Below are 14022 nucleotides of genomic sequence, written 5' to 3' on the forward strand. Positions count from 1 at the left end.
CCCCGGAGGGCCGGGAATCAACGGGATGGGGGGCGGAACTTGCGCCATGGCAACCGATTGCGCTGCCAGAAACAGCGAGACCGTGGCGAACACCAGTAAATAATTCATCGGAAACTCCTCATGTTGCGGTGCATCTCTGAAAGGTGCCCGCCTGACGTCAACGGCTGAACTTCAGATCCGGCTTGTCGCCGTCCCAGCCCTGAAGCCCTCCGGGAACCGAGCGGAATCGAAGACAGTGCGTACCCATCTTGCCGGATATGCACATCGCATCGTCCTTGACCGTCCAGGTGACGGGGAGCGCAAAGGGCATCGGACCGCGAATGCTTCCGGTGCCGTCCTTCTCCAGGGTGACTTTGAGTGCCTTGCCATCCGGCGCCAGTGCCGACCAGGGAATTCCATCGGCGAGGATTGCGGCCGCCTTCTCGGACGGCAGGAACTGTTCCTGTGCTGGGAATGCCGGGCTCGCCGCGAGTGCTGCCATCACCGCCCCTGCAAGCCGTAGATATGTCTTCATGTCGATGTCCTTTCTGCTGGTTTTTGAAATGCCACAGCCGCCATGCCGCGCGTGATAGATGACCGCCGCCTGGCTGCTATTGAGAGACCGCCGCGCCCTTATCGCTCCAGCTCGGCGGCAGACCGAGCTGACCGGCGACCGCCCCTTTGATGCCGGGCGCGGGTCCGAAGGCCTTGCAGGCGTCGTCTTTCGGATCGCTGTCGAACGACGCCTTGATCTTCTGCATCAGCCGGATGGACGATGTTGCCTTGAACGGATCCTGACCCTTGATCAGCATGCGGCTGAAATCGGCGCCGAATGCCGATGACAGGGAATAAGCATCCCCGACCGAGGATATCCGTGCCTTCGTCGTCAGCATGTTCGCGCCGCGCGACCAGATCATCGCCGCCTGCTGCGTACCGTCCTGTCCGACCGCCTCGGCTTCCGCCGACAAGCCGCCGAGACCGATCGGAATCCTCGGGATTGGAACCATTGCCACCGAAGCGCCGAGTGTGGCGACGGTGGAGGTCGCGGCAACAGCACGGTTCGTGGCGACGATGTCGGTGACGGTCGCATGGACGACGAGATCCGCCGGCTGGTTTGGACCCACGACCTTGAAACGGTCGCTGAGACCCCTGCACAGCGCCCGGTCGATCGCATTGGTCAGGAGTGCCAGGTCTTTCGGTTCGAAAGAACCGCCGCCGGCATTCTCGACCCTCGTCGGAGCGATGCGCACCGTTTGCGCGGCAAGAACCGCCGGCGAATTCACCCGCAATTTTGCGTTGGTCAGAGAACCGCCCGAGACCGCCATTCCCGCATAGGAGCCAAGCGAGCTGCCCTGCTGCAGGGGTACGTTCGTGCAGGAAGAGAGCAAGGCGAGGAGGACGGCGCAAACGGCCGCCTGCGTCGGCATTTTCACGGGTTGAATGTTGGAAGCCATCGGCGAATCTTCTGAACCGGGATCATCGATTCAGCTTTTAGAGAGGCCAGCGTTAATGGCGGTAAAGCCAGTGTAAAGTTGGGTAAAATATAGAAATATAACGGCCGCGGGCAGCATTTGACCGGCACCGCCGCGGATAGAGCAATTCCGTTTTTCTTCGAATCATGGAATTGCTCTATCTCTTTGTTTTCACGCAATTCCGGGCGCAAAACCGCTGCACACTTTTGCTGGAATTGCTCTAGCCGGGCGGCCGATCAGCCCGACTTCGCCACTCGCTTCGAGGCGACAGGCTCTTCTTGGGTGAGGTAACCGGCGCCGACGGCGACATAGAGATCCACATAGTCCTTGGCAACCTGCTGCACGGTAGCGGCAAGGCTTGCCTGAGCATCGGAGACGGACCGCTGGGCGTCGAGGACATCGAGCAACGACGAGGCGCCGTCCTTGTAGCTTGCGGTCGACAGTGCCAGGGATTCCTCCGCCGTCTGCACCTGCCTGCGCAACGGCGCCAGTGTCTGCGTGTCGCGGCGAACTGCCGACAGCGCGTTTTCCACCTCTTCGACCCCGTTCAGCACCGCCGCTTTCCAGGCGAGATACTGCGCCCTCGCATCCGATTTCTCGATATCGACATTCGCGCGCAATTTGCCGCCGTCGAAGATCGGCAGGTTGAGCGTCGGTCCGAAGGACCAGCTGGTGAGGCTCGAGCCGCCGGCACCCGAGGATTTGACCCAGCTCGGCGAGATCGAACCGGAGAGCGAGATCGACGGATAAAGCTGGGCTTCGGCAGCACCGATATCGGCGACGGCCGCCGCCAGCTCGCGTTCGGCCTTTCTTATATCAGGACGGTTGCGGATGAGATCGGCCGGAATGCCGGCGCGAATATCGCCGCGGAAAACCGGCTGACCGGCGCTTTTCTGCAGCTCGTCCATCAACGAGGCCGCCGGCATCCCGAGCAGCGTGGCAATGTGATGGGCCGATTCGGTGAAGCTCTGTTCGAGGCCGGGAATGTCGGACTTTGTCGACTGCACCAGGCCCTCGGCCTGAACGACGTCGAGGCGGGAGGCCGCACCTGCCTTGAGCTGCAGCTGCGTGAGTTCGTAAGTTTGCTGGCGGGATTTCAGGCTCGCCCGTGCAAGCGCGATGCGCTCCTGGTAATAGCGGGCGTCGATATAACTCTCGACCAGGTCTTTCAGGAAGGTGAGCTTTGCATTGTCGGCCGTCGCATAGGCGGCTCCCAGCGAGGCGATGGCACTCTCCTTGGAGCGACGGTACTGGCCGAAGATGTCGAGCAGCCAGGAAAGGCTGGCCTCACCGCCTGTGGTATTCGTGGTGCCGACCGTCGTGCGCAGCCGCCCCTTTTCACCGGATACCGTGTGCGATGCGTCGACACTGAGGCTCGGCAGACTGCCGGCGCCGGCAACCGTGACATTGGCGGCAGCCGAATTGATGCTCTCGAGCGCCTGCAGCACATCGAGGTTTTCGCTGAGGCCATGGGCCACCAGGCCGTCGAGCCGCTTGTCGCGATAGGCCTTCCACCACTCAGCCGTCACGACATTGCCGTTGCTTTTGGTGGTACCCTCTTCGAATTTGGCGGGAAGCGGCATCTCAGGGGGAACGTGATCCGGACCGCTGACGCAGCCTGCGAGCAGCAGCGTGAAGGCGGATGCGGCGTAGCGGAGGGATGATAGTCTGGTGCGGAGCGACGGACTCACTGGCAAGCTTTCTGAACCGGGATCGGAGATCCAGGCTTAGCGAGGCCAGCGTTAATGGCGGTAAAGAAACTGTAAAGTTAGGTAAAATCCCGGGATGCTTGATCATCAACCGAACCATAGGGCGTCGGCCGTCTCGGAAGTTCCAGCGTGATCGCCAGGCCTCCGGCGTCAGGCAACGACGCATGCGCACGCCCGCCATGGCGCTCGATGGCCTGCCGGGTGATGGCAAGACCCAGGCCGTATCCGCCTCTTGGCACCGCCTCTTTCCCGCGTGAGAACGGCTGGAAGATGCGTTCGAGTTCGTCGCGCCTCACGCCTGGCCCCCGATCGGTGACGCAGATTTTGAGGCGCTCGGCCGCCGCCTCGCAAGACACGGATATGTGCGAATGTTCGGCCGTGTATTTGACGGCGTTGCGCACGACGTTTTCGAGTGCCCGGTAGAGCAGCTCGCCTTCGACCTCGGCGCGGAAGCTGCCGTCGACGCTTGTCGTGATCGACACATCTCGTGCCTGGGCTTCGAATGCGGCGTCGCCAAGGATTTCATTCAGCAGTTCGATGACATCCAGGGCCTGGGTCTTCAGCGGCAGGCCGGAGCCGGCGGTGAGCCTGGCAAGGGTCAGAACTTCGCCGACCAGCGCGTCGAGCCGTTCAACCTCCCGGTCCATTCGGTCCAGCATGGCGCCGAGTTTGGCCGGGCTCTGCCGAAGAACGCCGACGGCAGCCTGCAGGCGGGACAGGGGCGAACGCAATTCATGGGAGACATCATGGAACAGCCGCTGCTGCGCATCCTGAAGCTCCTGAAGCCGCGCGGCGGTGGAATCGAAGTCATGCGCCAGCGCAGTGACTTCATCCTTTCGGCCGGCCATCTGGTCGCCGATACGGAAGTCGAAGCGGCCATGGGCGAGCGCGCTCAGGCCGTCGCGCAAATGCACGACGGGTCGAATGAGATAGCGGGCGAGTGCTGCGGCAGCGACCGTACTCGAAACGAAAATCGAAAGCCAAGGCACCAGCAGCGCCAGGTTATCCACCACGTTGAGAAGGAAGTTCGCTTCCGGCGCCACGGAGATCCGGTAGCAAATTCCGTCCTTCAGAATGGACTTCGTCTCTGCCCTACCTTCGTCTCCGCACGCAGGCGACCCCATGGTTTTCGAAAGAGTCAGGCCCAGCGGCACCGTATCTTCACTTGAGCGGATGAAGCGCTCTGCGGCGTCCTCCCCATCCCTTGCGAGGACGTTCGCAGTCAGCTTCAGAATGATCGCTCGCTCCTGGTATTCCCGATCGCGGCCAGGCGGCGGGATCTGAAAGAGGTTGACGATCACGATTATAACAGTGAGCGTCGTTGCAAGCGTCAACCAGATCGTCGCGAAGAATTTCCAGAAAAGCCTAGGCATGGTCAGTCCACGAGAAGTTGATAGCCCTGGCCGCGAACGGACTGGATCCAGGATTGCCCGTCCTCCCTCAGTCCGAGCTTCTGGCGCACGCTGCTGATATGGACGTCGATACGGCGATCGAACGGGGTCAGCGGCTTGCCGAAGGCCCGTTTCGAAATGTCCTGCTTCGACACGAGCTGGCCGGCGCTGCGGGCAAGCACTTCGAGCAGGCTGAACTCGGTGCCGGTCAGCTCCAGGCTTTCTCCGCGCCATTCGGCGATCCTGCTGCCCGGATGGAGCACGAGCTGCCCCGCCCTGATCGTGTCGGTCGACGCGCCGGCTGCCGGCTGCCCCGCCCGGCGCAGGATGGCGCGCAGCCTCGCCGCCAGTTCGCCCGGCGAGCATGGCTTCGGCACATAGTCGTCGGCACCGAGATTGAGGCCCGATATCCTGTCCACGTCATCGCCCCTTGCGGTCAGCATCAGCACCGGAACCTGGCTGAGCTTCCTGATCCTCTGCAGAACCTCGATCCCGTTCATCCGAGGCATCATGATGTCGAGCACGATGATATCGACCGTATTGCCGGCAGCAGCGGCAATGGCAGCGCGACCGTCCGTATCCGTTACGACGTCATATCCCTCTTCAACGAGATATTCCTGCAGAAGCGTCGTCAGCTCGGCATCGTCGTCGATGAGGAGAACCTTGTTCATTCACTTCGTCCGTCATTAATTCGATGAAGCCATACAGCACAAACACCGTCGCGTGAGCGAGTTTTACCTATCTTAACACTAACTTGACCGCACTTAACGTTCGCCCCGTTACTTATCCTGCCATGACATGGACGCGCGGCGAGGCCGGTTGCGCGCATGAGTGGCAATCATCCGCCAAGTTGGCGCGGATCGGGAAAGGGCAGCGATGCCTTTGACCACAAGGAGTGCATCGTTGAGAAAACCATCTGGAATATTCGCCACCGCTCTTATTGCGGTAGCGCTTCTGCTGCCGCTGCGCAGTGCCGTGGCGGATCAAGCCGCCGCCGCCGCCCTGACCGTCTCGCTGGCGGCGCCGGCTGAGCGGGACTGGCCGGAAACCGTTCCGGCAAGCGGCTGGCTAAAACCCTGGCAGGAAGCCATCATCGCCTCCGAGACGAGCGGACTTCGCATCACCGAAATCCTGGCCGATGTCGGCTCCGTGGTTAAGAAGGGGCAGACCCTCGTCCTGATGTCGCAGGACAGTGTGCAGGCCGATCTTCGCAAGCAGGAGGCGGCCGTCGTGACCGCGAAGGCAAACCTCACAAAGGCAAAGGCCAATGCCGATCGCGCTCGCCAGCTTCAACCCTCCGGCGCCCTCTCGGACGAGAAGATCGTCGAATATCTTGCCGACGAACAGACCGCGGCGGCAAGTCTCCAATCCGAAGAGGCAGCGCTCGACAGCCAGAAGATCAAGCTCGACCAGACAACCGTCACGGCCGTCGATGACGGTCTGATAACCTCGCGCTCGGCCGAGCTCGGCGCCGTCGTTTCCTCCGGCAGCGAATTGTTTCGCATGGTCCGCCAGCAGCGGGTCGAATGGCAGGCCGAGGTTTCCGCCCGCTACCTCTCGCGCATTTCGGAAGGATTGCGCGTCGACATCGACGGGCCGGACGGACGCCGCATTCAGGGCAAGGTGAGGCTCGTCGGACCTTCGATCGACACCAATACGAGCCGGGCGATCGTCTATGTCACCCTTCCCCAGGACGTTCAGCCGCGCACCGGTCTTTATGTCACCGGCACCGTCGAACTCAGGACCACGCCAGCGCTGACGGTTCCCGAGACCGCGATCGTTTTCCGTGACGGGATCAACTACGTCTTTGCGGTCGGCGAGGACAAGCGGGTAAAACGGGTGCGGGTCGAGACCGGGCGCCGCAATGACGGCGAAGTCGAGATCATCTCGGGCATTGATAAATCGGCGAGAGTGGTGACGTCGGGCGGAGCGTTTCTGTCGGACAACGATCTCGTGAAAGTCGCGGGAGAAGGCTGATGAACTTTTCCGCATTTTCAATCCGCAATCCCGTACCGGCGATCCTGCTCTTTGCGATGCTTGCCGTCGGCGGCCTGCTGGCCTTCAAGCATCTGGCGGTGCAGAACTTCCCTGATATGGATCTTCCGACCATCAAAGTGACTGCGACGCTCGACGGCGCCGCACCTTCGCAGCTGGAAACCGAGGTCGCCCGCACGATCGAGGACAATCTTGCCTCGCTGAGCTATCTCGACCACATCACGACAACGATTACCGACGGCTCGGTGTCGATCAGCGTCTCCTTCAAACTGGAGAAGGACAGCGAGACCGCCTTGAACGAAGTCCGCAATGCCGTAGACAGCGCAAAGTCCGATCTGCCGGCGCAGATGCAGACGCCAAGCGTCAGCAAAGTCACCGTGCAGAATTCGGCGCTGGTCACCTATGCTGTCCGGTCTTCCGTCCTCAACGAAACCGAGCTCTCCTGGTTCATCGACAACGATCTGACCAAGGCGCTGCTCTCGGTGCCGGGCGTTGGACAGGTCAATCGTATCGGTGGTGTCGATCGCGAGGTTCACGTCGACCTCGATCCGACGACGATGGCCGCATTCGGCGTCACGGCGACCACTGTGTCGGCGCAGTTGAAATCGGTTCAGGCCGATACCTCAGGTGGCCTCGGAGAGATTGGCGGCACCCGTCAGACCTTGCGCACGCTCGGCGCCGTTGCCTCGGTCGACGCGCTGAAGGAACTGCGAATTCCCCTGGCCAACGGGCAGCAGGTTCGCCTCGACGACGTCGCATCCGTCACCGACAGCTTCGCGGAGCGATCTTCGATGGCCTATCTCGACGGCAAACCGGTGGTGGCGGTCGAGATCAAGCGCTCGAACGGCTTTTCGGACAGTGGTGTCGCCGCGGACGTCGACAAGGCAATGAAGGAGTTTGCGGCCAAGCATTCCAACGTGCAGATCGAGGAGGCCTACAGCACGATCGGGCCGATCCTCGACAATTACGACGGTTCGATGCACATGCTGTACGAAGGCGCGATCCTGGCGATCGTCGTCGTCTGGCTCTTCCTTCGGGACTGGCGTGCGACGATCCTGTCGGCCGTGGCGCTGCCATTGTCCGTCATACCGACCTTCCTCGTCATGTACCTGGCCGGATTCAGCCTTAATATCGTCACCCTGCTTGCGCTGTCGCTCGTCGTCGGCATCCTCGTCGACGACGCCATCGTCGAAGTCGAGAACATCGCCCGCCATTTGCAGATGGGCAAGCGGCCGATCGACGCCGCTCTGGAGGCGGCCGACGAGATCGGGCTCGCCGTCATCGCCACCACCTTCACCCTGGTCGCCGTCTTCCTGCCGACGGCCTTCATGAGCGGCATACCGGGGCTCATCTTCCGCCAGTTCGGTATCACCGCCGCCGTTGCCGTCCTCGTTTCGCTCGTTGTCGCACGCCTGCTGACGCCGATGATGGCCGCCTATTTCATGAAGGCCCATCCGAAAGAGGAAAAGGACGGCCGCATCATGCGCGCCTATATGGCAATCGTGAAAGCCGCCATGAACCACAGGAAGACCACGGTGGCCGTGACCGCCGTCGTCGTCGCGCTTTCGCTGGCCACGATCCCGCTCCTGAAATCCGGCTTCCTGCCCGCTTCCGACGACGCGCGGGCCCAGATCACGCTCACCATGCAGCCGGGCGCCACCATCGAGCAGACAGACGCCACGACAAGGCAGGCCGCCGATATCGTCGGCAAGCTCCAGGACGTGACGCATGTCTTTTCCGCGGTCGGTTCCGCATCCTCGGGCGGCGGCCCAGATTCCAGCACCTCGAGCAGCGTCGGATCCGCGACCATCGTCGCCGTGCTCCCACCCATCGGCGAGCGCGACCGCAAACAGTCGGAAATCGAAAACGACATCCGGCAGGCTCTCTCGGTCCTTCCCGGTGTGCGGATCGCCGTTGGCGGCGGCGGCAACGGCACGAAGCTCGAGATCACCCTTGCCAGTGACGACGCCAACGCGCTCGACAGCGCCGGCACGGCGCTTGAAGAACAGCTGCGCACGCTTCAGGGCATCGGCGCGGTGACATCGACCGCGGCCAGGCAGGCGCCGGAGATCCAGATCACGCCCGATTTCGCCCGCGCAGCAGCGCTCGGGGTGACGTCGAGCGCCATCGCCGAGGCCGTGCGCGTGGCGACGGATGGAGAATATTCCGCCGATTTGCCAAAGCTCAACCTGCCGCAGCGCCAGGTTCCCATCGTCGTCCGCTTCAGCCCCGAGACGCGCACCAAACTCGACGACATCAAGAACATGCGGGTGTCTGGGACGAACGGCAATGTCGATCTCGGGTCGATTGCCGATATCCGGATCGGCGGCAGCCCGTCGGAAATTGACCGCATCGATCGTATGCGCAATGTCACTCTTTCAGTCGAGCTCAACGGCCGCATCCTGGGCGACGTCAACCGCGAGGCGCAGGCGCTGCCGGCGCTTCAGCATCTGCCATCGGGCGTCACCCTTGTCGAACAGGGAGAACTCCAGCGCAGTTCGGAGCTGTTCCAGAGCTTTGGTCTGGCGATGGCAATCGGGGTTTTCTGCATCTACGCGATCCTCGTTCTGCTCTTCCACGACTTCCTGCAGCCCCTCACGCTTCTGATGGCTCTGCCGCTCTCGCTCGGCGGCGCGCTGGTGCCGCTGGTGGTGACCGGAACCAGCTTCTCGATGGCGGCCGTCATCGGGCTGCTCATGCTCATGGGCGTGGTGACGAAGAATTCGATCCTTCTGATCGAATACGCGATCATGTCGCGCCGCCAGGGCATGCCCCGGTTCGATGCTCTTGTGGATGCATGCCACAAACGCGCGCGACCGATCATCATGACCACCATTGCCATGGCATCCGGTATGCTGCCGGTGGCCCTCAGCCTGACAGGCGGCGATTCCAGCTTCCGGCAGCCGATGGCGATCGTGGTGATCGGCGGGGTGATGATGTCGACGCTGCTCAGCCTCGTCGTCATCCCTGTCATCTTCACCTTCGTCGACGACTTGAACGAGGCGCTCAGGCGCCTCGTTCACCGGACCGGCCCGGAAACCGCCGAGGCCGAACCGCATCCATCCAACGATCACACGACGATCACCTTCAAGCCTGAGCTTTCGAAGCGGGGGCAAGGTCAGAGATGACTGCTCTCGCCGGGTTATTGGCCAGAAGGTCCCGCGCCCGATAAGGGCGACGCCTGGCGATCGTCAACCTCTTCGGTCGAGTTCCTCTCCCCCGGAACGAGACCGCGGGACGTAATGCCCCCGCAGGCGGCATCGTGCCGCCTGCGCGTCCTGCACCGTGTGGAAAGTCCAGGCATGCATCGCGTTGGTGGCAACTGCCCTCGTTTGAATCTTTACCAAACTTTACACTTCCTTAACCGCGCTTAACATCCGAACAGCTATTAGAGTTCGACCTCAGCTCAATCCGGAGTGTCGTGTGTCCAAGGCACATCGAAATATTCTGCGTTGCCGCTTCGCGGAGCGGAAAGTCATACTTGCCGAGGCTTCGCGATGCATTCTCAAGTTTAAATCAAGTTATGAGTATTGTTATACTTTCTTGAGCGCACTCTTTATTATGGTAATTCAGTTTTATATTTCAAATCATTACGGCACAGCGCCTCATTTCTTGAGACTTAGGAGCAAATCAGACCGTATGGAAAACGCTCGAAAAGAGCGTGATGCTCTGTCGGAAGACATTTCAATTGGTGGAACGGGGTGATTGATGACATGCTCCGGATTAGATCGAGTTCAATACCCTTTTGGACGCCAGCACTCCCTGGCTATGGCGATCGCGGTGACCGGTGGGCTGCTGATGTCGATGCTGCTCAGCCTCATCGTCATCCCTGTCATTTTCACACACGTCGACGACCTGAACGAGCCGGAAACCGCCGACACGGAAGCGCATTCATCCAACGATCACACGACGATCACCTTCAAGCCCGAACCTTCCAAGGGAGGGCAAGGCCAGCGATGGCTGCTTTGGCGCGCACTGCGGCAGAGAAGATGGGCGGCGTTGCAATGGCAAGAGGGTCGCAACCCGATACGGGCGATTCCTGCCGACCTCAGTGACAACCTCTTCGGTCGAGTTCCTCTCCCCGGAACAAGGCCGCGGGACGTATTCCCCCCGCAGGCGGCGTCAGCCGCCTGCGCGTCCTGCCGTCGTTGACCCGGCTTTCGGGATCGCCGGGTCGCGGGCGAATTGAAAACCACCGCCATCCCTGAAAATCGCCAGGTCTAACGACCATGCTTGGCACGCCAGGTGGCAAAATCCTCGATATTGCCCGGCTGTGTTGCCGGATAGAGGCCGATGATCGACTGACCGGCCAGCACCCGTTCTGTGACGAAATCCTCGTAAGCCGTCATTTCCACCGCCTCATCGGCAATCTCGTCGGCCAATTCGGCCGGAATGACGATCACCGCTTCATCGTCGCCTACCATGATATCGCCGGGCCACACCGCCACATCGCCGCAGCCGATCGGCACATTGATGTCGAGCGCTTGATGCAGCGTCAGATTGGTCGGCGCCGACGGGCGGTTGTGATAGGCGGGGATCGACAGTCCGGCAATTTCCGGGCTGTCGCGAAACCCGCCATCGGTGACGACGCCTGCCACGCCCCGCACCATCAGCCGCGTCACCAGAATAGAGCCGGCGGATGCGGCGCGCGGATTTTTGCGGCTGTCCATCACCAGCACCGCCCCGGCCGGGCAGCTTTCGACGCAGGCGCGCTGCGGATGCTCCGGATTGCGGAAAACCTCGAGCTTGTTCAGGTCTTCGCGCGCCGGAATGTAACGCAGCGTATAGGCCGGGCCGACCATGTTCCGGCCTTTACCGGCGACCGGCTGCACATCCTGAATGGTCTGGTTGCGCAGGCCGCGCTTGAACAGCGCGGTGCTGATGGTGGCAACGCTGACTTTCATGAGTTTGTCGCGCGTGGTGTCCGAAAGTGTCGTCATGCCTGCATGTCCTCCTGGAAAATGTCTGGCTAGAAAATATCCGGTTCCCCTGCCGCCGGGCCAAATTCCGGCAGCAGATAGTCGAAATCGCAGCCCTTGTCGGCCTGGCTGACATGCGACGCGTACATCCAACCGTAGCCACGGCCGAAACGGTCGGCGGGCTTCACCCAGGCGGCACGGCGCCGCGCCAGTTCGAATTCGTCGACCAGCATGTCCAGCCGGCGGTTGGGAATGTCGATCCTGACGATGTCCCCATTCTGCAAAAGGGCGAGCGGGCCGCCGACATGGGCTTCGGGCGCCACATGCAGCACGCAGGCGCCGTAGCTGGTGCCGCTCATGCGCGCATCCGAGAGCCGCAGCATGTCGCGATGCCCTTGTTTCAGCAGTGCCTTGGGCATCGGCAGCATGCCCCATTCCGGCATGCCGGGACCGCCGAGTGGCCCGGCATTGCGCAGCACCATCACGTGATCGGGCGTCACATCAAGCGCCTCGTCCTCGACTGCCGCCTTCATGTCGGGATAGCTGTCGAAAACCAGGGCGGGACCTTGATGGACATGGAAGCGCGGGTCGCAGGCCACCGGCTTGATCACCGCGCCATCGGGCGCCAGATTGCCCTTGAGCACGGCCAGCGATCCCTCCGGGTAGATCGGGTTGGAAAGCGGCCGGATTACATCGTCATTATAGACCTTCGCGTCGGCCAGCGCCGCACCCAGGGTTTCGCCCGAAACCGTCATGGCGCTGAGATCCAGCCGCTCCCTGATCTGCGACATCAGCGCCACGAGGCCGCCGGCATAGTAGAAGTCTTCCATCAGATAGGTCTTTCCGGAAGGGCGGATATTGGCCACGACAGGCGTGGTGCGGCCGAGCGCGTCCAGATCATCCAGCGTCAGCGCGACCCCTGCCCTGCGCGCCATCGCCAGCAGATGGATGACCGCATTGGTCGAACAGCCGGTCGCCATGGCGACCGTCGCCGCATTGCGCACCGCCGCCGGCGTCACGATCCGGTCCGGCGTCAGATCCTCCCAGACCATGTCGACGATCCGGCGTCCTGACTGGGCCGACATGCGGATATGATTGGCATCGGGCGCGGGAATGGATGAGACCCCCGTCAGCGTCAGACCCATCGCATCGGCAATCGCGGTCATGGTCGAGGCCGTGCCCATCGTCATGCAATGGCCGTAGGAACGGGCAATGCCGGCCTCGATGCCGGCCCATTGTTTATCGGATATCGTTCCGGCGCGCCGTTCGTCCCAATATTTCCAGGCATCCGATCCCGATCCAAGCTGCTGGCCGGCATAATTGCCGCGCAGCATCGGCCCCGCCGGCAGGTAGATCATCGGCACCCCGGCGCTGAGCGCCCCCATGATGAGGCCCGGCGTGGTCTTGTCGCATCCGCCCATCAACACCACGCCGTCGACCGGGTGGGCCCGGATCTGCTCTTCGGTCTCCATCGCCAGAAGGTTGCGATAGAGCATGGTCGTGGGCTTCATGAAATTCTCTGACAGCGCCAGCGCCGGCATTTCCACCGGAAAGCCGCCGGCCTGGAGCACGCCGCGCTTCACGTCTTCGACGCGATGCTTGAAATGGGCGTGGCAGGGATTGAGATCCGACCAGGTCGACAGGATGCCGATCAGCGGCTTGCCGGCCCAATCGCCGGCGTCGTAGCCCATCTGCATCAGGCGCGAGCGATGGCCGAAGCCGCGCAGGTCTTCGGATGCGAACCAGCGCGCCGATCGCAGGTCTTCCCGTGTCTTCGTCACTTTCAAAGACATGCCGACATGCCTCCATCCACGTAAACTATGTGACCGTTGACATAGCTTGAAGCGTCCGAAGCGAGAAAGATACAGGCGCCCGTCAATTCCTCAAGCCTGCCCCAGCGGCCGGCCGGCGTGCGCCGTTCGATCCAGCTCGAAAACTCCGCATCGGCGACGAGCGCGGCATTGAGCGGGGTATCGAAATAGCCGGGGGCTATGGCATTGACCGCCAGTCCATAACGCGCCCACTCGGTCGCCATGCCTTTGGTGAGATTGCCAAGCGCACCCTTGCTTGCGGTATAGGGCGCAATTCCCGGCCGGGCGAGCGCCGTCTGGATCGAAGCGATGTTGATGATCTTGCCGCGCCCGCGCTTGATCATGTGGCGGGAGACGGCTTGCCCGACATTGAAGGCGCTGGAGACGTTCGTGCGCATCAGCAGCTCGAACATCTCGGGGTCGAACTCCTCCAGGGGCGCGCGATGCTGCATGCCGGCATTGTTGACCAGAATATCGATCGGCCCGCTGGCTTGCTCGAATGCGTCGATGGCGGTACGCACGGCCTTGGCGTCGGTCGCATCGAACAAAAGTGTCCGCGGCGGCGTGCCGGCACCGCCCAGGCCCTCGGCTGCAGCGGCGAGCTTTCCAGCATCACGGCCATTGAGGACGATTTCGGCGCCTGCCGCAGCAAGGCCCTGAGCCAGGCTGAAGCCGATGCCCTGGCTCGATCCGGTGATAAGCGCCCTTTTGCCGGACAGATCGAACAGTTCAATACCCTTTGGCAC

The 14022-nt window shown here is 62.1% G+C and carries 11 protein-coding genes; 3 read left to right on the forward strand and 8 right to left on the reverse strand.

Features of this window, described 5'->3' with window-relative positions; genetic code table 11:
- Positions 1–157: 157 nt before the first annotated feature.
- The 5 genes from FHT79_RS00285 to FHT79_RS00305 form a co-directional block, all read right to left on the reverse strand.
- Positions 158–514: a hypothetical protein gene (locus tag FHT79_RS00285; protein WP_088930359.1), complete on the reverse strand. Its 357-nt coding sequence runs from the start codon at positions 512–514 to the stop codon at positions 158–160.
- Positions 515–590: 76 nt separating this feature from the next.
- Entirely contained in the window at positions 591–1433 is an 843-nt protein-coding gene (locus tag FHT79_RS00290; protein ID WP_047612445.1) for a DUF3313 domain-containing protein, read from the reverse strand.
- Between the two features lie 254 nt (positions 1434–1687).
- Positions 1688–3142, reverse strand: coding sequence for an efflux transporter outer membrane subunit (locus FHT79_RS00295; RefSeq protein WP_097542484.1), 1455 nt, complete (start codon positions 3140–3142; stop codon positions 1688–1690).
- Positions 3143–3219: 77 nt separating this feature from the next.
- Positions 3220–4533: an ATP-binding protein gene (locus FHT79_RS00300; RefSeq protein ID WP_063475889.1), complete on the reverse strand. Its 1314-nt coding sequence runs from the start codon at positions 4531–4533 to the stop codon at positions 3220–3222.
- Positions 4534–4535: 2 nt separating this feature from the next.
- On the reverse strand, positions 4536–5222 hold the full coding sequence (locus tag FHT79_RS00305; RefSeq protein WP_047614748.1) for a response regulator: 687 nt from the start codon (positions 5220–5222) through the stop codon (positions 4536–4538).
- A gap of 205 nt (positions 5223–5427) precedes the next feature.
- Between FHT79_RS00305 and FHT79_RS00310 the strand changes: the two genes are divergently transcribed.
- The 3 genes from FHT79_RS00310 to FHT79_RS00320 all read left to right on the forward strand — a co-directional run bounded on the left by FHT79_RS00310 (position 5428) and on the right by FHT79_RS00320 (position 10698).
- Positions 5428–6528, forward strand: coding sequence for an efflux RND transporter periplasmic adaptor subunit (locus FHT79_RS00310; protein WP_176707395.1), 1101 nt, complete (start codon positions 5428–5430; stop codon positions 6526–6528).
- Positions 6528–9674: an efflux RND transporter permease subunit gene (locus tag FHT79_RS00315; RefSeq protein WP_063475887.1), complete on the forward strand. Its 3147-nt coding sequence runs from the start codon at positions 6528–6530 to the stop codon at positions 9672–9674. Before FHT79_RS00310 ends, FHT79_RS00315 begins: the two co-directional genes overlap by 1 nt.
- 640 nt (positions 9675–10314) lie before the next feature.
- Complete coding sequence (locus FHT79_RS00320; protein ID WP_143541108.1) at positions 10315–10698, forward strand: hypothetical protein; 384 nt, start codon at positions 10315–10317, stop codon at positions 10696–10698.
- Between the two features lie 68 nt (positions 10699–10766).
- Here the strand turns inward: FHT79_RS00320 and FHT79_RS00325 are convergent, their stop codons facing one another.
- From FHT79_RS00325 to FHT79_RS00335, 3 genes are read right to left on the reverse strand one after another with little or no spacing between them, the layout of a single operon-like run.
- Positions 10767–11486, reverse strand: coding sequence for a ribonuclease activity regulator RraA (locus tag FHT79_RS00325; protein ID WP_047612424.1), 720 nt, complete (start codon positions 11484–11486; stop codon positions 10767–10769).
- A gap of 29 nt (positions 11487–11515) precedes the next feature.
- Positions 11516–13258 carry an L-arabinonate dehydratase gene (araD, locus tag FHT79_RS00330; RefSeq protein ID WP_183902848.1) on the reverse strand — a complete coding sequence of 581 codons (1743 nt, stop codon included), beginning with the start codon at positions 13256–13258 and terminating at the stop codon, positions 11516–11518.
- The gene (locus tag FHT79_RS00335; RefSeq protein WP_348649665.1) at positions 13249–14022 is read right to left on the reverse strand and encodes an SDR family oxidoreductase; all 774 of its coding nucleotides are present in this window, start codon (positions 14020–14022) and stop codon (positions 13249–13251) included. Before FHT79_RS00335 ends, araD begins: the two co-directional genes overlap by 10 nt.

It is taken from the genome of Rhizobium sp. BK212 (assembly GCF_014197475.1).
GTDB classification, from domain to species: Bacteria; Pseudomonadota; Alphaproteobacteria; order Rhizobiales; family Rhizobiaceae; genus Rhizobium; species Rhizobium anhuiense.